Here is a 16,910-nt window from a genome sequence, read left to right on the forward strand (position 1 = left end):
CAACACCTTGGGTGCTGCGAGGCGCGCGGGAGCGCGGCCCAAGGGCGATTCACCACACGGGCGAAGACCCTTAACAAAAAGGCCCCGTACGGGGCCTCTCTGACAATTGGTAGCGGGGGCAGGATTTGAACCTGCGACCTTCGGGTTATGAGCCCGACGAGCTGCCAGACTGCTCCACCCCGCATCCGAGACGCAGAACTATACCAAAGCGCCGACCCGCCCCGCAAGGGCTGTCGCCGATTATTTACCGTGCCCGGCGCTGGCCAGCCCGCAGGTGTGGGCGCAGGTCGTAGCGCCAGATGTATCCGGGCAGGGCAAACATCGCGAACAGCGACAGGGTGATCACGTAGAACTCCCAGCCCTGCGGATGGATACCGCCGGTCGCCTGGAACTCCAGCCCCTTCCCGATTGCGCCGATCACCATATACAGCACCAGCCATTCGCCAATGCGGGTCCACGGCCCCTTGACGCCACTCTCCGGCAACACCATCAGGCCGATACGATCACTGAGCCAGGGCAGGTTCGCGCTGATGAACGCGACAACCACATACCCCCAGACCAGAACTTCAAACGGAATCCACTGTGTCACGAGTTACCCGATAATTGCGTAGTGGGTTAAAGACAGCAGCAGACCCGGGAAAATTCCCAACAGCAGCACCGCAAGCCCATTAATGCTAAGCGCAGCAGCCAGCGCACTGGACGGCTGGACCGGCTCCTCGGCACCTTCCTGGGGGTCGTCGAAGAACATCATCTTGACCACACGCAGGTAGTAGAAGGCGCCAATGATCGAGAAGATCACCGCGACGATCGCCAGCCAGACCAGTTCCGCGCCCACGGCGGCCTGGATCACCGCCAGCTTGGCGTAGAAGCCGACCGTCGGCGGTACACCGGCCATGGAGAACAACAGGAGCAGCATGATGAACGCAAACCAGGGGTTGCGCTTGGCGAGCCCCTTGAAGTCATCGATCTGGTCCGCTTCGTACCCCTTGCGCGACAGGAACACGATCATCCCGAAACCACCGGCGGCGGTGATCGCGTAGACGATCACGTAGAACATGGCCGAGGCGTACCCGCTGTCGGTGCCCGCCAGGATCCCCATGAACAGGAACCCGATATGGGCAATAGTCGAATAGGCCAGCATGCGCTTGATGCTGGTCTGGGCGATCGCGATCACGTTGCCCACTGCGAGCGATAGGACCGCGAGGATAATCAGCATGCCCTGCCAGTCGGCGTGCAGTGGCCCCATGCCTTCCACCAGCAGCCGCATCAGGAAGGCGAATGCCGCAATCTTCGGCGCCGTGGCGATGAACAGCGTGACCGCCGTGGGGGCACCGTCGTAGACGTCCGGCACCCACATATGAAACGGCACCGCCCCCAGCTTGAACGCGATGGCGACCACCAGGAACACGAGACCGAAGACCAGCGGGACGTTCATGCTCTCGTCCGCAGCCACCAATTCGGCGGCGATCACCGCGATATCCAGTGAACCGGTCATGCCATAGATCATGGACATACCGTAGAGCAGCAAACCGGATGCCAGCGCACCCAGCACGAAGTACTTCATGGCCGCCTCGGTGGCGCGCGAGTTGTCGCGCCAGAACGCGACCAGCGCGTAGGACGACAGCGACAGCAACTCCAGGCCCAGGTACAGGGTCAGCAGGTTGTGCCCCGAGATCATGATCATCATGCCGAGCACGGCAAACAGGCCCAGCACGTAGAACTCGCCCTTGTGGATACCGCGTTCCATCAGGTAGGGACGCGAATACAGGAAGACCAGGAAGCTGGTCACGTACACCGCCACCTTCAGGATGTCGGCCATCGGGTCCTTCACGAAGGTATCCGAGAAGGTCAGGACCGTCTCCGGCCCCATCATCCACAGTGTCAGACCCGCCGCCACGACCAGGGTCGCCTGCACCAGGCCGTAGGTGACATCACGCCGCGAATCCGGCAGGAACGCGTCGATCACCAGGATCAGGCACGCGATCCCGAGCACGAACATCTCGGGCACGGCGGGGAGGAAATTGGGGATCTCGAAATTCATGTCAGGCGCCCCTTCAGAGCTTCGACTGCGCGATATGCGCCACGAGGTGGTCGATGGTCGCGTTCATCACATCCAGCAGCGGGGCCGGCCACACGCCCAGCAGCAGCGTGAAGAAGGCCAGCACGCCCATCAAGAAGAACTCGCGGCGATTCATGTCGGAAAGACCGGCCACGTTCTCGTTGGCCACCGCGCCGAAGATCACGCGCTTGACCAGCCACAGGGTGTAGCCAGCGGCCAGGATCAGGGTGGTCGCGGCGAGGAAGGCGATCCAGAAATCCGCCTTGAACGCGGCCAGGATGACCATGAACTCGCCGACGAACCCGGAGGTGCCCGGCAGGCCGGTGTTGGCCATGGCGAACAGCACGAAGAACGCGGCGAACCACGGCATGGTGTTCACCACGCCGCCGTAATCGGCGATCTGGCGGCTGTGCAGGCGGTCGTACAGCACCCCCACCGCGAGGAACATCGCCGCCGAGATGAAGCCGTGCGAGATCATCTGCACCATGCCGCCGGCGATACCCAGCGAGGCGCCTTCCCAGTCACCGGTGTTGGAGTAGATGTAGAAGGCCAGGAAGAAGCCCAGGGTCACGAAGCCCATGTGCGCGATCGACGAATACGCGATCAGCTTCTTCATGTCGCTCTGGATCAGCGCCACCAGGCCGATGTAGACGATCGCGATCAGCGACAGCACGATCATCATGGTGTCGAGCACGGCGCTGGCATCCGGGGTGATCGGCAGCGAGAAGCGCAGGAAGCCATAGCCCCCAATCTTCAGCATGATCGCGGCCAGGATCACCGAGCCGCCGGTGGGCGCCTCCACGTGGGCATCCGGCAGCCAGGTATGCACCGGGAACATCGGGATCTTTACCGCGAACGCCATGAAGAACGCGAGGAAGATCAGGATCTGCGCGGTCAGGCCGATCTGCAGGGCATGGAAATCCTGGATCAGGAAACTGCCGGACTGGATGTACATCCAGATCAGCGCGACCAGCATGAACACCGAACCGAGGAAGGTGTAGAGGAAGAACTTGAGGGTGGCGTAGACGCGCCGCGGCCCGCCCCAGATCCCGATCACCAGGAACATCGGGATCAGCATCGCCTCGAAGAACACGTAGAACAGCACCGCATCCATCGATGCGAACATGCCGATCATCAGGCCTTCCATCACCAGCATCGCGGCCATGTAATAGGCGATGCGGTCCTTCACCGATTCCCACGCGGCAACTACCACGACCACGGTGATCAGCGTGGTCAGCAGGATCAGCGGCATGGAGATGCCGTCCACCCCCAGGTGGTAGTTCACGTTGAACGCCGGGATCCAGGAGGCCAGCTCCTGGAACTGCATCTCGGCGGTCCCCCGCTCGAACACGAACCAGAGCGGCAAGCTCACGACAAAGGTCGCTACGGCCACCGCGAGTCCGAGCCGACGCGCCACATGGGGCGCGTCGCGCCCGGCGGCGAGCACCAGGAAGCCACCGAGAATCGGCAGCCAGATCAACAGACTCAAGATAGGCCAGTCAGCAAACATGGTCGTTCCTTGAAACAGCGATGGGCTTCGAGCGCATGGGTGTCGAAGCCGCTCAGATCACGAAGGCGAACATCAGGACCAGCAGGCCGATGATCATCACGAACGCGTAGTGGTAGAGGAAGCCGGACTGCATGTGGCGGACACGCGACGAGATCCAGCCGATCGAGCGCGCCGTGCCATTGACCAGCAGCCCGTCGATGATCAGCGCGTCACCGTAGCGCCACAGGGCACGCCCGAGACGGACCGACCCGCCGGCAAAGAACCAGTCGTTGAAACGGTCGAAGCCGTACTTGTCCTCGAGGATGCGCACCCCGAGCTTCAGGCGTTCGGCGATCAACCCCGGCAGTTCCGGGCGCTTCATGTACAGGTACCAGGCGGTCGCCAGGCCGGCCATTGCCAGCCAGAACGCCGGCAGCATCAGACCGTGCAGTACAAAGCCGATGACCCCGGTGTAGGTCTCGCCCTTGGTCGCCAGCACATCCTGCTCCGGCAGCACGAACAGGCTGTTGGCGAAGAAGTCGCCAAACAACATCGGACCGATGAAATAGCCAGCCACGACCGACGGGATCGCCAGCAGGATCAGCGGCACCGTCACCACCCACGGCGACTCCTTCGGCTGCAGTGGGCCGTGGTGGTCATCGCCATGCTCATCGTCGTGTTCGTCGCCGTGGTCCGGCATGTACTTGTGTGCCTGGTCATAGCGCTCCTCGCCATGGAACACCATGAAGAACATGCGGAAGGTGTATAGCGCGGTGACGAACACCCCGGCCAGCACCAGCCAGTAGGCGAACGTGGCCCCCGGGGTTTCGGAATAGCCCACCGCCTCGATGATCGCATCCTTGGAGAAGAACCCGGAGAAGAACGGGAAGCCGATCAACGCCAGGGACCCGATGAGCGCCGTCACGTAGGTGATCGGCATGTACCGACGCAGGCCGCCCATCGCGCGCATGTCCTGCAGGTGGTGCATGGCGATGATCACCGAGCCGGCAGCCAGGAACAGCAGCGCCTTGAAGAAGGCGTGGGTCATCAGGTGGAACAGCCCCGCGGCGTACGCCGACGCACCCAGGGCCACGGTCATGTAGCCCAGCTGGGACAACGTCGAATAGGCGACCACGCGCTTGATGTCGTTCTGCACCAGACCGATCAGGCCCATGAAGAACGCAGTGATCGCGCCGATGATGAGAATGAACGACAGCGCCGCGACCGAGAACTCGTACAGCGGCGACATGCGCGCGACCATGAAGATGCCCGCGGTCACCATGGTGGCCGCATGGATCAGCGCGGAGATCGGCGTCGGGCCTTCCATGGAATCCGGCAGCCAGACATGCAGCGGCACCTGGGCGGATTTCCCCATCGCACCGATGAACAGGAAGATCAGCGCCAGGTCCAGCAGCCCGAAGGTCCAGCCCGGCCAGATGGTGATTGTGGCCTCGCTCATCGCCTGGCCTTCGGCGAACACCTCGGTGTAGTTCAGGCTGCCGGTATAGAACACCAGCGCGGCGATGCCGATCAGGAAACCGAAGTCCCCGACGCGGTTCACGATGAACGCCTTCATGTTCGCGTAGGTCGCGGTGGGGCGCTTGTACCAGAATCCAATCAGCAGATAGGAGACCAGCCCCACGGCCTCCCAGCCGAAGAACAGCTGCATGAAGTTGTTCGCCATCACCAGCATCAGCATGGAGAAGGTGAACAGGGAGATGTACGCGAAGAAACGCTGGTAGCCCGGATCGTCCTTCATGTAGCCGATGGTGTAGATGTGCACCATCAGGGAGACGAAGGTGACCACGAGCATCATCATCGCGGTCAGGTTGTCGACCAGGAACCCGACCTCGAACTGGATGCCGTCCGACACCAGCCAGGTGTAGAGGGTCTCGTTGTAGACCCCGGTATCCCCGAAGACATGCGCCCAGAAGACCACCACAGACAGGATAAACGAGACCGCCACCCCCAGGATGGTGACGGTGTGCGCCCCGGCACGGCCAATCTGGCGACCGAACAGGCCGGCGGCGATCGCGCCGAACAGCGGCGCCAGAACAATGAGTAGATAGATCGTATCCATGGCCGTTTATCCCTTCATTGCATCCATGTCCTGGACGTTGATGGTTCCGCGATTACGGAACAGCAACACCAGGATGGCGAGGCCGATGGCCGCCTCGGCCGCGGCGACGGTCAGGATGAAGAACACGAACACCTGGCCCGCGAGGTCCTGCAGGAAAAACGAGAAGGCAATGAAGTTGATGTTCACCGCGAGCATCATCAGCTCGATGCACATCAACAGCACGATCACGTTTTTCCGGTTCAGGAAGATCCCGGCCACGCTGATGGAAAACAAAAGCGCGGCCAGCACCAGGTAGTGCTCTAGCGTAATCATGTTCTAGCCCTGAGTTCTTTCGGGGACGTTGGCCGCCCCCGGTGTCCGGGTCCCGACGCGCGGCCGGGATGCCTGTGTACTCGGTGTGCCTACTTCGAGCCGTCGTCCCCACCCGGGGCATTCGCCCCGGACCCCTGCGCACCCCGTCGCGGGGCTACTTTCTTCTCCGACGGCATGGCGACCATGCGCACCCGCCCTTCGCGGGAGACCGCCATCTGCTTGCCCGGGTCGATCGACTTGTTGTCCGGCCGCTTGCGCATGGTCAGCGAGATCGCGGCGATGATCGCGACCAGCAGGATCACCGCGGCGATCTCGAACGGATAGACGTACTCGGTGTACAGGATCGCGCCCAGGGCCTCGGTGTTGGCGTACTCGGGGCCGGCCCGCTCGGGGGCGTCCATGGTGATGTAGCGGGTAATCACCAGCACCAGCACGGTCGCCATGGCCAGCGCGACCACAATCCCCGCCGGCAGATACTCGGCGAAGCCCTCGCGCAGTTTGGCGAGGTTGATGTCCAGCATCATCACCACGAACAGGAACAGCACCATGACCGCGCCGACGTACACCAGCACCAGGACGATGCCCAGGAACTCGGCCTCCGCAATGACCCACAATGCCGCGGCGGCAACGAAGCAAAGTACCAGAAACAGCGCCGCATGCACCGGGTTGCGCACGCTGATCATCGCCAGCGCGCCTCCCAGCAGCATCGCACCGAACAGGTAGAAAAGGACAAGCTCGAAGGTCATGAGGCGTTCCCTGCGTTACCGGTAGGGGGCGTCGACCGCGCGGGCCTGCGCGATCTCTTTCTCGAAGCGGTCACCAATGGCCAGGAGCTTGTCCTTGGTCATAATCTGCTCGCCCCGGTTCTCGAAGTGGTACTCGAAAAGGTGCGTCTCGACGATGGAATCCACCGGACAGGCCTCTTCGCAGAAGCCGCAGAAGATGCACTTGAACAGGTCAATGTCGTAGCGCGTGGTGCGCCGCGTGCCGTCGTCGCGCTCCTCGGAGTCGATGGTAATTGCCAGCGCCGGGCACACCGCCTCGCACAGCTTGCAGGCGATGCAGCGCTCTTCGCCGTTGGGATAACGGCGCAGGGCGTGCAGCCCGCGGAAGCGCGGCGACATCGGCGTCTTCTCGTCCGGGTATTGCACGGTGAACTTGCGGCTCAACAGGTAACGCCCGGTCAGGCGCAGCCCCAGCAGCAGCTCGAAGAACAGGAAACTCTTGAAGAAACGGCGCACGGCTTTCATCACGATCTCCTCAGGCGAACCACGGGCCGACGTTGAACGCGACCAGCACGCCCTCGACAAACAGCCAGACGATGGTCACCGGGATCAGGACCTTCCAGCCCAGGCGCATGATCTGGTCATAGCGATAGCGCGGGAAGGTGGCGCGGAACCACAGGAAGGCGAACAGGAACACCGCGGTCTTGAACAGGAACCAGTGAATCCCGTGATCCAGCAGCGTCCCGATCACCGGCCAGTCGAACACGGCAGCCGGCAGGATGCCCTGGAATGGCGACAGCCAGCCCCCCAGGAACAGGATCGCGGTCAGCGCCGAGATCAGGATCATGTTGGCGTATTCCGCGAGGAAGAACACCGCGAACGCCATGCCGGAGTATTCCACGTGGAACCCGGCCACGATCTCGGACTCGCCCTCCGCGACGTCGAAGGGCGCACGGTTGGTCTCAGCGATCCCGGAGATGAAGTACACGAAGAACATCGGCAGCAGCGGCAGCAGGAACCAGTGGTACATGCTCCCGGACTGCGCCTCGATGATCCCGCCCACGTTCAGGGTGCCGGCAGCCATCAGCACGCCCACCAGGGCAAAGCCCATCGCGATCTCATAGGAGACCAGTTGCGCCGCCGAGCGCAGCGAGCCCAGCAGCGCGTATTTCGAGTTCGAGGCCCAACCCGCGATGATGATGCCGTACACACCGAGGGAGGTCAGCGCCAGCAGATACAGCAGGCCGGCGTTCACGTTCGCCAGGGCCCCGCCGTCGAAAAACGGAACCACCGCCCAGGCCGCCAAAGCCGGTGCAATCGTAAGCACCGGGGCGCTCAGGAACAGGAAGCGATTGGCGTTGGTCGGGAGGATGACCTCCTTGGTCAACAGCTTCAGGGCGTCCGCGATCGGCTGCAACCAGCCGCGCGGGCCCACCCGGTTCGGGCCGATGCGCACGTGGGCGTAACCGATCACCTTGCGTTCGGCAAAGGTCGTGTAGGCCACGGCCAGCATCAGCGGAATCACGATCAGCTGAATGCCGATCAGGATCTGCATGACCGTCGGAAGGCTGTAGAAGAGGTTCATCATCCAGTCGAACATGTCTTAAGTCCCTCAGGCCCGCGCCAGCGTGACCGTGGTGTTCGGCAGGCCGAGGGCCCCCATGGCCGCGGAACCCGCGAAGGTCACGGCTAGACCCGGCGGTACCGAATCGTCCAGCAACAGGGTCAACTCCGTTTCGGCCTTGCCCTGACGCAGTCGCACGCGGCTCCCATGGGCGTGCTCGCCGGCGGACTCGGGATGTACCAGCACGCTCTCGGCCAGCAGCCCTTCGGGGCTGGTCTGCAGCGGCTCGGCACGGCGCACCAGCGGATCACCGCTGTAGAGCGCGGCCGCCTGGACACGGTACAGCCCGTTGCCCGCGCCGGCCTCGGGCACCTCCACCTGGACCTTGTTGAGGTTGACACCGGTATCGAAGCTGGCTTCCGCCAGCTGGCCCTTCAGCTCATCGCGCACCGCGGGCGAATCCAGGTAATCGAAGCCGCTCTGGTCGAGGAGATTGCCCAGCACGCGCCAGACCTTCCAGCCTGGCCGGGCGTCATCCGGGGCGCGCGAGGCGGCGCGGAAACTCTGCCAACGGCCCTCGGCGTTCACGAAGGTCCCGGATTGCTCAAAGCTTGTGGCGATCGGCAGCAACACATCCGCCACAGCCTCCAGTTCAGGCGTGGCAAAGCTGTTCAGGGCGACCACCAGGCCGGCACGCTCCAGGGCTGCCTGGAAGGCCGCCGGATCGACCCCATCGCGCCCCGGCTCCAGCCCAGCGATCACGAATGCATCGCGTCCCTGCTCGAGCATCTCGGCGGCATTCGTACCGGCGACATCCAGCTCCGCCCCACCCGGGCCACGATGCGGCAGGACGCCAGCCAGCCAGGCACCCGCGGCATTCGCGCCCTGCGGCAGGTAGCCCAGGCTGGCGCCGGTATGTTTGGCGATCCAGCCTGCAAGGGCCCGCAACGTGGCAAAGGCTGGCCCATTGATTGCAGCGGCGCCGAGCAGCACATGGCCCCGCTTCCCATCCAGCAGCGCACGGGCTGCGCGTTCGAAGGCTTCCCGCGTCTCGCCGTCGTCGGTCGCGGCCGCCTTGACGATCTTCTCCAGCTTCTTCGGCAGCGACTTGCCGGCCGCGGCGAGCTGGCCGGCGATCCCGGCGAGCGCCAGGACCTGGTCACGCTCGTCGCCCACCAGCTGGGCCTGAACCGGATAGGTCAGGTCCAGCAGCATGTCGTTGATCAGGCTCACATGTGCACCGCGCGAGGCCGCCTTGCGCAGGCGGTGTGCCAGCAACGGCTGCTCGCGACGCGGGTTGCTGCCCACCAGCAGAACCGCATCCGCGTTTTCGAGCTCGCCAATCGCGACCCCCAGATACGGGAACAGCGGGGCCGCCGCCTCGTCGCGGAAATCGCGCTGATTCACGCGGTGATCGATGTCGGTGACACCCATGCCCCGCAGCACTTTTTGCGCCAAGTAGTGTTCTTCCAGCGAGAGTGCAGGCGAGAGCAACGCGCCCACGCGCGCCGGGGCCACTTCCTTCAGGCCCTCAACGGCGTAGCTCAATGCGGTCTCCCAGGAGACCTCCTGCCACTGGCCGTCGACCTTGATCCGTGGGCGGGTCAGTCGATCCTCCGCATACAGACCGGTGTAGCTGAAGCGATCGCGGTCGGAGATCCAGGTCTCGTTGACCGCGTCGTTCTCGCGCGGGACGACCCGCATCGCACGGCCGTCGTCGGTATGCAGGAACAGATTGGAGCCGACCGCATCATGCGGGGCAATCGTCGCCGCCTGCGCGTATTCCCAGGCACGCGCGCTGTAGCGCGACGGCTTGGCGGTCAGCGCCCCCACTGGGCACAGGTCGATCACGTTGCCGGAGAGCTCGTGGGCCACGGTCTTCTCGACGTAGGTGCCGATGCGCATGTGCTCGCCGCGTCCGGTCGCGCCCAGCTCGCGCACCCCGGCGATCTCCTCGCCGAAGCGCACACAACGGGTGCAGTGGATGCAGCGGGTCATCTCGGTCTCGATCAGCGGACCGATGTCCTTGTCCTTCACCACGCGCTTGGCTTCGGTATAGGTGGACACGCTTTCGCCGTAGCCCATGGCCACGTCCTGCAGCTCGCACTCGCCGCCCTGGTCACAGATCGGGCAGTCCAGCGGATGGTTGATCAGCAGGAACTCCATGGTCCCCTTCTGCGCGCGTAGCGCCAGCGGGGACTGGGTGTACACCTTCATGCCGTCCATCACCGGCGTGGCGCAGGCCGGCAGCGGCTTGGGTGCCTTTTCCACCTCGACCAGACACATACGGCAGTTGGCCGCCACCGACAGCTTCTTGTGGTAGCAGAACCGCGGAATGCGGATATCGGCATCATCGGCGACATCGATGAGCATGGCGCCCTTGGGCGCCTCCACCGTACGGCCGTCAATCTCGATGCTGACCAGATCTTGTTTCTGATCCTGACTCATGCTCGATTCCTGATGCGATGGCGCGGTAGAGCGTCAGGCGGCGTCTGCCACCGGGCTCCGGCCGTGCTGGATGTAGTATTCGAATTCGTGGCGGAAATGCTTGACGAAGCTGCGCACCGGCATGGCGGCGGCGTCGCCCAGGGCGCAGATGGTATGGCCCTCGATCTTGCTGGCCACGTCGTCCAGCCGTTCCAGGTCCTCGGGTCGGCCCCGGCCCTCGACGATGCGCGTGAGCATGCGGTAGAGCCACCCGGTCCCCTCGCGGCAGGGCGTGCACTGGCCGCAGGACTCGGAGAAATAGAAGCGAGAGATCCGCTGCAGGGACTTCACCATGTCGGCGGTCTCGTCCATCACGATCACCGCCCCGGAACCCAGCATGGAGCCGGCATGGGCGATGGAATCGAAGTCCATGTTGGCCTTCAGCATCACGTCGCCCGGTACCACCGGCACCGATGATCCCCCCGGGATCACCGCCTTCAGCTTGCGCCCGTTCAGTACACCGCCGGCCATTTCCAGCAGATCCTTGAACGGAGTGCCCAGTGGGATCTCGAAGTTGCCCGGCTTGTTCACGTGCCCGGACACCGAGAACAGCTTCTCGCCCCCCGACTTGGGCACACCCAGATCCGCGAACCACTGGCCGCCATTGCGGATGATCGACGGGATCGAGGCGAGCGACTCGGTGTTATTGATCGTGGTTGGCTTTCCGTACAGGCCGTAGTTGGCCGGGAACGGGGGCTTGAAGCGCGGCTGGCCCTTCTTGCCTTCCAGCGATTCCAGCAGCGCCGTCTCTTCGCCACAGATATAGGCACCGGCCCCCAGCGACGGATGCAGATCGAAGTCCACCCCCGAGCCGAAGATGTCCTTGCCGAGGTAGCCGGCTTCGTAGGCCTCCTGCAGCGCGGCCGTAAAACGGGTGTTCACTTCGTCCATGAACTCGCCGCGCATGTAGTTGTAGCCCACCGTCGCGCCGATCGCGTACCCAGCGATCGCCATCCCCTCGATCAGCGCATGCGGGTTGTACATCAGGATCTCGCGATCCTTGCAGGTACCCGGCTCGGATTCGTCCGAGTTGCAGACGATGTACTTCTGCCCCGGGCTGTTGCGCGGCATGAACGACCACTTGAGACCGGTCGGGAAACCCGCACCTCCGCGGCCGCGGAGGTTGGAGGTCTTGACCTCCTCGATCACGTCCTCGGGGGCCATCTTGCCCTTGTAGACCTTCTCCAGCGCCTGATAGCCGCCGACGCTCTTGTAGGTCTCGAGCGCGGCGGCGTTGTCCAGGTAACGCGTCGCAAAGCAGATCTGGTTGGCCATGCTACTTCTCCAGACCGTCGAGGATCTCGTCGACCCGCTCGGGGGTGAGATTCTCGTAGTACTTGTGGTCCACCTGCATCATCGGGGCGCCGCAACAGGCTGCAAGGCACTCCTCTTCCAGCTTCAGGTAGAACTTGCCGTCCGGTGTACTCTCGCCGCGCTTGATGCCCAGACGCTTCTCGAGGTGCTCGATGATCGGCTCGGCGCCGCGCAGCATGCAGGAGATGTTGTCGCACACCATGATGGTGTGCTTGCCCACCGGCTCCAGTTCGTACATGGAGTAGAACGAACCCACCTCGTACACCGCGATCGCCGGCAGCCCGAGATAGTCGGCCACGGCATCCATCTTCGCGGTGGAGAGATAGCCATCCTCGTGCTGCACCGCACGCAGAGCGCCCAGAACGGCCGAGCGCTTCTGATCCTCGGGATAGCGCGCCAGCCATGCGTCGATCTCTTCGCGCTCGTGCGCGCTCAGCTCGACCTTCTTCGCGGCGTGCTTGTGGAAGGCGACAGTTTTCTGTTCGGCAGCCATCAGCGGTCGATCTCCCCGAATACGATGTCCTGGGTCCCGATGATGGCGACCACATCGGCCAGCATGTGGCCGCGCGCCATCTCGTCCAGCGCGGACAGGTGCACAAAGCCCGGCGGACGGACCTTCAGACGATACGGTTTGTTGGAACCATCCGAGACCAGGTAGACCCCGAACTCGCCCTTCGGATGCTCGATCGCCGCGTAGGCCTCGCCTTCCGGCAGACACATGCCCTCGGTGAACAGCTTGAAGTGGTGGATCAGGGCCTCCATGTCGGCCTTCATCTCCTCGCGCTTCGGCGGGGTGATCTTGTGATCCTCGAGGAGCACCGGGCCCGGATTCTGGCGCAGCCAGTCCACACACTGACGAATGATGCGGTTGGACTGGCGCATCTCCTCGATGCGCACCAGGTAGCGATCGTAACAATCGCCGTTGGTGCCCACCGGGATGTCGAAGTCGAGACGGTCGTAGACCTCGTAGGGCTGCTTCTTGCGCAGGTCCCACTCGATTCCCGAGCCGCGCAGCATCGGGCCGGTGAAGCCCAGCTGCTTCGCCCGATCCGGGTCGACCACGCCGATCCCGACGGTGCGCTGCTTCCAGATCCGGTTGTCGGTCAGCAGGGTCTCGTACTCGTCCACGCAGCCGGGGAAGCGCTCGGTAAACGCCTCGATGAAGTCCAGCAACGACCCCTGACGGATCTTGTTCAGGTCATCCACCACTTCCTGGGACTTCCAGGAGGACGGCTGATACTTGGGCATGGTGCCCGGTAGATCGCGCGCGACCCCGCCCGGCCGATAATAAGTCGCGTGCATGCGCGCACCCGAGACCGCCTCGTAGCAGTCCATCAGGTCCTCGCGCTCGCGGAACGCATACAGGAACACCGCCATCGCACCGATATCCAGCGCATGCGCGCCCAGCCACATCAGGTGGTTCAGGATCCGGGTGATCTCGTCGAACATCACGCGGATGTACTGCGCGCGCAGCGGGGCCTCGATGCCCAGCAGCTTTTCCATCGCCAGCACATAGCCGTGCTCGTTGGCCATCATCGACACGTAGTCCAGACGGTCCATGTAGCCGATCGACTGGTTGTACGGCTTGCTCTCCGCGAGCTTCTCGGTGCCGCGGTGCAGCAGGCCGATGTGCGGGTCGGCCCGCTGCACCACCTCGCCATCCATCTCCAGCACCAGGCGCAATACGCCGTGGGCGGAGGGATGCTGCGGCCCGAAGTTGAGGGTGAAGTTGCGAATCTCAGGCATTCTCGGCTCCTTCGCCCGGCTTCTCGCCCTCGCTGTAGCGATGGTCGGCGCGGATCACCTTGGGCACCAGCACGCGCGGCTCGATCGTCACCGGCTGGTACACCACACGAGCCTGCTCGGCGTCATAACGCATCTCTACATGCCCGATCAGCGGGAAGTCCTTGCGGAACGGATGCCCCACAAAGCCGTAGTCCGTGAGGATGCGGCGCAGGTCCGGATGACCGGAGAAGAGGATCCCGAACAGATCGAAGGCCTCGCGCTCGAACCAGTTGGCCGAGGCCCAGACGTCCACGAGGGATTCGACCTCGGGGAACTCCTCGTCACTCAGCCAGGCGCGCATCCGCACGCGGCGGTTATGCTCGAGCGACAGCAGGTGAGCCACCACGGTGAACCGCGGGCCATCCCAGTTGGAATCTTCCGGCGCATCATCGAAGGTGAAACGCCCGGAGGTCGCCGCTTCGACACCTCGGGAAAAACCCGTATTGGTGGCGGAGTCGGTGCCCCATTCGTCCTGCCCGTATTCGAGGTAATCCACCCCGCAAAGGTCGATCAGGATCTCGAAGCCCAGGGCGTCGCGCAGCTTCTCGCCCGCCTCGCGCCAGGAGCCCGGTGCGATATCGACAGTAATCTCGCCGTTCGCCTCGTGCAGGCTTTCCAGGGCATCGCCCAGTTCCGCCCGCAGGGCGTCGGTCCAGTTGTCTTGTTCAGCCATCTGCTACCCCGGGTGCGTCAGCGCGCGATCGTGTTCGTGCGCCGGATCTTGTTCTGCAGCTGGATAATGCCGTAGAGCAGCGCCTCCGCCGTCGGCGGGCACCCCGGCACGTAGACATCCACCGGCACGATGCGGTCGCAACCGCGCACCACCGCGTAGGAGTAGTGGTAATACCCGCCCCCGTTGGCGCAGGACCCCATGGAGATCACCCAGCGCGGCTCGGGCATCTGGTCGTAGACCTTGCGCAGAGCCGGCGCCATCTTGTTGACCAGGGTGCCGGCCACAATCATCACGTCCGACTGGCGCGGGCTCGGCCGAAAGATGATCCCGAAGCGGTCGAGGTCGTAGCGCGCGGCACCGGCATGCATCATCTCCACCGCGCAGCACGCGAGACCGAAGGTCATCGGCCAGAGGGACCCGGTGCGGGCCCAGTTGATGAGCTTGTCCGCCGAGGTGGTGACGAAGCCCTTCTCAAGAACGCCTTCTATTCCCATTCCAGCGCCCCCTTCTTCCACTCGTAGATGAAACCGACGACCAGAATGACAAGAAACAGGGCCATCGCAAGAAGCCCGAACAGGCCAATGGTGTCTAGCGACACGGCCCACGGGAAGAGAAACGCGATCTCGAGATCGAAGATGATGAACAGGATCGCGACCAGGTAGAAGCGGACATCGAATTTCAGCCGCGAGTCCTCGAAGGCCTCGAAGCCACACTCGTAGGGCGAATTCTTCGCCGCGTCCGGCTTGTGCGGACCCACGGCCATACCGACCACCAGCGGCACGACGCCGATCACGATGCCTACTGCGATGAACAGCAGGATGGGTAAATAACCTTCCAGCATTTCTCTCTCCCGTACGCCGCCTCAGGCGGGCAGGTTCGCGAGGCGTCGCGTGGATCGAGCGCGCCGGCGAGCCGTTCAGCGTTGCTGGTTGAAAGCGCGGGTACGACTCGGTCCCGCACAGACGCGGCAGAGCCGTACACCGGGCACGGAGTCTAGGTGATGCCCAAAAACGGTGTCAAGTATTCGTAATTTTATAAGATGCTGTTTTTATTGCTAATTACCCCGGGCGCCGACAGATATTCAGCGGCCCGGGGCAACGAGTATTTGGTGCAGATGGTGGGACTCGAACCCACACGGCTTGCGCCACTACCCCCTCAAGATAGCGTGTCTACCAATTCCACCACATCTGCCAATTCGTACAGGTACCGGATCTCAATCGGGCACATCGGCCGGCCGGCCGGATTCTGGGCCGCTGCCACCCGGGGGCTCTTGCCCCGGGAGCACTTCGGCCGGGAGGTCCGGCGGACCATCGCCCTCTTCTTCCATCGCCTCCATCTGGTCCAGCAGGCTCTCGGCCTCCGGGCTGGATGCCGCCAGATACGCAAGCGTCAGGCTGTTGAGAAAAAAGACCACCGCCAGCACGGCCGTCGAGCGGCTCAGGAAGTTGGCCGACCCGGCCGCACCGAACACCGTCGCCGAAGCGCCGCTACCGAAGGCCGCGCCGGCGTCGGCGCCCTTGCCGTGCTGCATCAGGATCAGCGCGATCAGGCCAAGCGATACCGCGACCTGGACCACCAGGAGCAGGCCGTAAATCATGCTGCGACCTGCTCGCCCGCGGCGCGGGCAATGGCGGAAAATGCGTCAGCATCCAGCGAGGCACCGCCGATCAAACCGCCGTCGATGTCCTCGAGCGCCAGGAGACCGGCCGCATTATCGGCCTTCATGCTGCCACCGTAGAGGATGCGCAGATCGGCTGCGACCTGCGGGTCGCGACCCGCAACACGGTTGCGGATGAATGCATGCACTTCCTGGGCCTGTTCCGGCGTGGCGGTCAAACCGGTGCCAATCGCCCAAACCGGCTCGTAGGCGATCACGGCGCGGTCGAACGCCTCGACTCCGGCCGCATCCAGGACCGCATCGAGTTGCTCGGCGACCACAGTCTCGGTGCGCCCGCCTTCGCGGTCGGCCTTCTGCTCGCCCACACACAGGATCGGCGTCAGCCCGGCGGCCTGGGCCGCAACGAACTTGGCTGCCACCCAGACATTGTCCTCGTTCTGCCGCTCGCGGCGCTCGGAATGCCCGACGATCACATAGCGGCAGCCCACCTCGGCCAGCATGGGGCCGGCCAGTTCGCCGGTGTAGGCACCCTTTTCCTGGTCGGAACAATCCTGCGCGCCGACGGCGATGGAGCCACCGGACAGGTCGTTCGCGATTTCGGCGAGGTAGACCGCGGGCGGGCACACCGCCACGTCCACGCCCCGGATGTCGCCCAGGCTGCCCTTCAGGGCGGACAGGAGCGCGCGGTTCGCGTCCCGCGAACCGTTCATCTTCCAGTTTCCGGCGACCAGCGGCGTGCGCATGCGGATCTTCCTCCTGCGATCGGCCGAACCCCGCAGATACACGGGGTCCGATCATGATGAT

17 protein-coding genes and 2 tRNA genes are annotated in these 16,910 nt (G+C 63.9%); all 19 read right to left on the reverse strand.

What is annotated here, in order from left to right:
- Window positions 1–107: 107 nt before the first annotated feature.
- Window positions 108–184: transfer RNA gene (locus F816_RS0105765), tRNA-Met, on the reverse strand.
- 60 nt (window positions 185–244) lie between these two features.
- Window positions 245–589, reverse strand: coding sequence for a DUF2818 family protein (locus tag F816_RS0105770; RefSeq protein WP_019593912.1), 345 nt, complete (start codon window positions 587–589; stop codon window positions 245–247).
- A 3-nt stretch (window positions 590–592) separates the two neighbouring features.
- On the reverse strand, window positions 593–2,041 hold the full coding sequence (gene nuoN, locus F816_RS0105775; RefSeq protein ID WP_019593913.1) for an NADH-quinone oxidoreductase subunit NuoN: 1,449 nt from the start codon (window positions 2,039–2,041) through the stop codon (window positions 593–595).
- Between the two features lie 13 nt (window positions 2,042–2,054).
- Window positions 2,055–3,569 carry an NADH-quinone oxidoreductase subunit M gene (locus F816_RS0105780; protein ID WP_018167897.1) on the reverse strand — a complete coding sequence of 505 codons (1,515 nt, stop codon included), beginning with the start codon at window positions 3,567–3,569 and terminating at the stop codon, window positions 2,055–2,057.
- Between the two features lie 52 nt (window positions 3,570–3,621).
- Window positions 3,622–5,628 (reverse strand): NADH-quinone oxidoreductase subunit L, encoded by a 2,007-nt coding sequence (nuoL, locus tag F816_RS0105785; RefSeq protein ID WP_019593914.1) that lies wholly within the window; start codon window positions 5,626–5,628, stop codon window positions 3,622–3,624.
- A 6-nt stretch (window positions 5,629–5,634) separates the two neighbouring features.
- Window positions 5,635–5,940, reverse strand: coding sequence for an NADH-quinone oxidoreductase subunit NuoK (nuoK, locus tag F816_RS0105790; protein ID WP_018141813.1), 306 nt, complete (start codon window positions 5,938–5,940; stop codon window positions 5,635–5,637).
- A gap of 89 nt (window positions 5,941–6,029) precedes the next feature.
- Entirely contained in the window at window positions 6,030–6,686 is a 657-nt protein-coding gene (locus F816_RS0105795; protein ID WP_019593915.1) for an NADH-quinone oxidoreductase subunit J, read from the reverse strand.
- 15 nt (window positions 6,687–6,701) lie between these two features.
- Entirely contained in the window at window positions 6,702–7,190 is a 489-nt protein-coding gene (nuoI, locus tag F816_RS0105800) for an NADH-quinone oxidoreductase subunit NuoI (protein WP_018146229.1), read from the reverse strand.
- 10 nt (window positions 7,191–7,200) lie between these two features.
- A complete protein-coding gene (nuoH, locus tag F816_RS0105805) occupies window positions 7,201–8,265 on the reverse strand; it encodes an NADH-quinone oxidoreductase subunit NuoH (RefSeq protein ID WP_019593916.1) in 1,065 nt (354 codons plus the stop codon).
- A 12-nt stretch (window positions 8,266–8,277) separates the two neighbouring features.
- On the reverse strand, window positions 8,278–10,677 hold the full coding sequence (nuoG, locus tag F816_RS0105810; RefSeq protein ID WP_019593917.1) for an NADH-quinone oxidoreductase subunit NuoG: 2,400 nt from the start codon (window positions 10,675–10,677) through the stop codon (window positions 8,278–8,280).
- 33 nt (window positions 10,678–10,710) lie between these two features.
- Window positions 10,711–11,991, reverse strand: coding sequence for an NADH-quinone oxidoreductase subunit NuoF (gene nuoF, locus F816_RS0105815; protein WP_019593918.1), 1,281 nt, complete (start codon window positions 11,989–11,991; stop codon window positions 10,711–10,713).
- Between the two features lies 1 nt (window position 11,992).
- Entirely contained in the window at window positions 11,993–12,523 is a 531-nt protein-coding gene (nuoE, locus tag F816_RS0105820) for an NAD(P)H-dependent oxidoreductase subunit E (RefSeq protein ID WP_018167902.1), read from the reverse strand.
- Complete coding sequence (locus F816_RS0105825; RefSeq protein WP_018146234.1) at window positions 12,523–13,776, reverse strand: NADH-quinone oxidoreductase subunit D; 1,254 nt, start codon at window positions 13,774–13,776, stop codon at window positions 12,523–12,525. Before F816_RS0105825 ends, nuoE begins: the two co-directional genes overlap by 1 nt.
- A complete protein-coding gene (locus F816_RS0105830) occupies window positions 13,769–14,488 on the reverse strand; it encodes an NADH-quinone oxidoreductase subunit C (protein WP_018146235.1) in 720 nt (239 codons plus the stop codon). Before F816_RS0105830 ends, F816_RS0105825 begins: the two co-directional genes overlap by 8 nt.
- Before the next feature lie 17 nt (window positions 14,489–14,505).
- Window positions 14,506–14,982: an NADH-quinone oxidoreductase subunit B family protein gene (locus tag F816_RS0105835; RefSeq protein WP_012982122.1), complete on the reverse strand. Its 477-nt coding sequence runs from the start codon at window positions 14,980–14,982 to the stop codon at window positions 14,506–14,508.
- The gene (locus F816_RS0105840) at window positions 14,973–15,329 is read right to left on the reverse strand and encodes an NADH-quinone oxidoreductase subunit A (RefSeq protein ID WP_018146236.1); all 357 of its coding nucleotides are present in this window, start codon (window positions 15,327–15,329) and stop codon (window positions 14,973–14,975) included. Before F816_RS0105840 ends, F816_RS0105835 begins: the two co-directional genes overlap by 10 nt.
- 265 nt (window positions 15,330–15,594) lie before the next feature.
- A tRNA-Leu gene (locus tag F816_RS0105845) sits at window positions 15,595–15,679 on the reverse strand.
- 22 nt (window positions 15,680–15,701) lie between these two features.
- Window positions 15,702–16,085 (reverse strand): preprotein translocase subunit SecG, encoded by a 384-nt coding sequence (gene secG / locus F816_RS0105850; RefSeq protein ID WP_019593919.1) that lies wholly within the window; start codon window positions 16,083–16,085, stop codon window positions 15,702–15,704.
- Window positions 16,082–16,849 carry a triose-phosphate isomerase gene (gene tpiA / locus F816_RS0105855; protein ID WP_019593920.1) on the reverse strand — a complete coding sequence of 256 codons (768 nt, stop codon included), beginning with the start codon at window positions 16,847–16,849 and terminating at the stop codon, window positions 16,082–16,084. The genes secG and tpiA overlap by 4 nt, the downstream gene beginning before the upstream one ends.
- Window positions 16,850–16,910: the final 61 nt, after the last annotated feature.

It is taken from the genome of Thioalkalivibrio sp. ALM2T (genome assembly GCF_000381505.1).
Taxonomy (GTDB): domain Bacteria; phylum Pseudomonadota; class Gammaproteobacteria; order Ectothiorhodospirales; family Ectothiorhodospiraceae; genus Thioalkalivibrio; species Thioalkalivibrio versutus.

Excerpts from the sequence above, each read along its gene's own strand:
- nuoN (WP_019593913.1), bottom strand. The coding sequence starts at position 2,041 with ATGAATTTCGAGATCCCCAATTTCCTCCCCGCCGTGCCCGAGATGTTC.
- F816_RS0105780 (WP_018167897.1), bottom strand. The coding sequence starts at position 3,569 with ATGTTTGCTGACTGGCCTATCTTGAGTCTGTTGATCTGGCTGCCGATT.
- nuoL (WP_019593914.1), bottom strand. The coding sequence starts at position 5,628 with ATGGATACGATCTATCTACTCATTGTTCTGGCGCCGCTGTTCGGCGCG.
- nuoK (WP_018141813.1), bottom strand. The coding sequence starts at position 5,940 with ATGATTACGCTAGAGCACTACCTGGTGCTGGCCGCGCTTTTGTTTTCC.
- F816_RS0105795 (WP_019593915.1), bottom strand. The coding sequence starts at position 6,686 with ATGACCTTCGAGCTTGTCCTTTTCTACCTGTTCGGTGCGATGCTGCTG.
- nuoI (WP_018146229.1), bottom strand. The coding sequence starts at position 7,190 with ATGAAAGCCGTGCGCCGTTTCTTCAAGAGTTTCCTGTTCTTCGAGCTG.
- nuoH (WP_019593916.1), bottom strand. The coding sequence starts at position 8,265 with ATGTTCGACTGGATGATGAACCTCTTCTACAGCCTTCCGACGGTCATG.
- nuoG (WP_019593917.1), bottom strand. The coding sequence starts at position 10,677 with ATGAGTCAGGATCAGAAACAAGATCTGGTCAGCATCGAGATTGACGGC.
- nuoF (WP_019593918.1), bottom strand. The coding sequence starts at position 11,991 with ATGGCCAACCAGATCTGCTTTGCGACGCGTTACCTGGACAACGCCGCC.
- nuoE (WP_018167902.1), bottom strand. The coding sequence starts at position 12,523 with ATGGCTGCCGAACAGAAAACTGTCGCCTTCCACAAGCACGCCGCGAAG.
- F816_RS0105825 (WP_018146234.1), bottom strand. The coding sequence starts at position 13,776 with ATGCCTGAGATTCGCAACTTCACCCTCAACTTCGGGCCGCAGCATCCC.
- F816_RS0105830 (WP_018146235.1), bottom strand. The coding sequence starts at position 14,488 with ATGGCTGAACAAGACAACTGGACCGACGCCCTGCGGGCGGAACTGGGC.
- F816_RS0105835 (WP_012982122.1), bottom strand. The coding sequence starts at position 14,982 with ATGGGAATAGAAGGCGTTCTTGAGAAGGGCTTCGTCACCACCTCGGCG.
- F816_RS0105840 (WP_018146236.1), bottom strand. The coding sequence starts at position 15,329 with ATGCTGGAAGGTTATTTACCCATCCTGCTGTTCATCGCAGTAGGCATC.
- secG (WP_019593919.1), bottom strand. The coding sequence starts at position 16,085 with ATGATTTACGGCCTGCTCCTGGTGGTCCAGGTCGCGGTATCGCTTGGC.
- tpiA (WP_019593920.1), bottom strand. The coding sequence starts at position 16,849 with ATGCGCACGCCGCTGGTCGCCGGAAACTGGAAGATGAACGGTTCGCGG.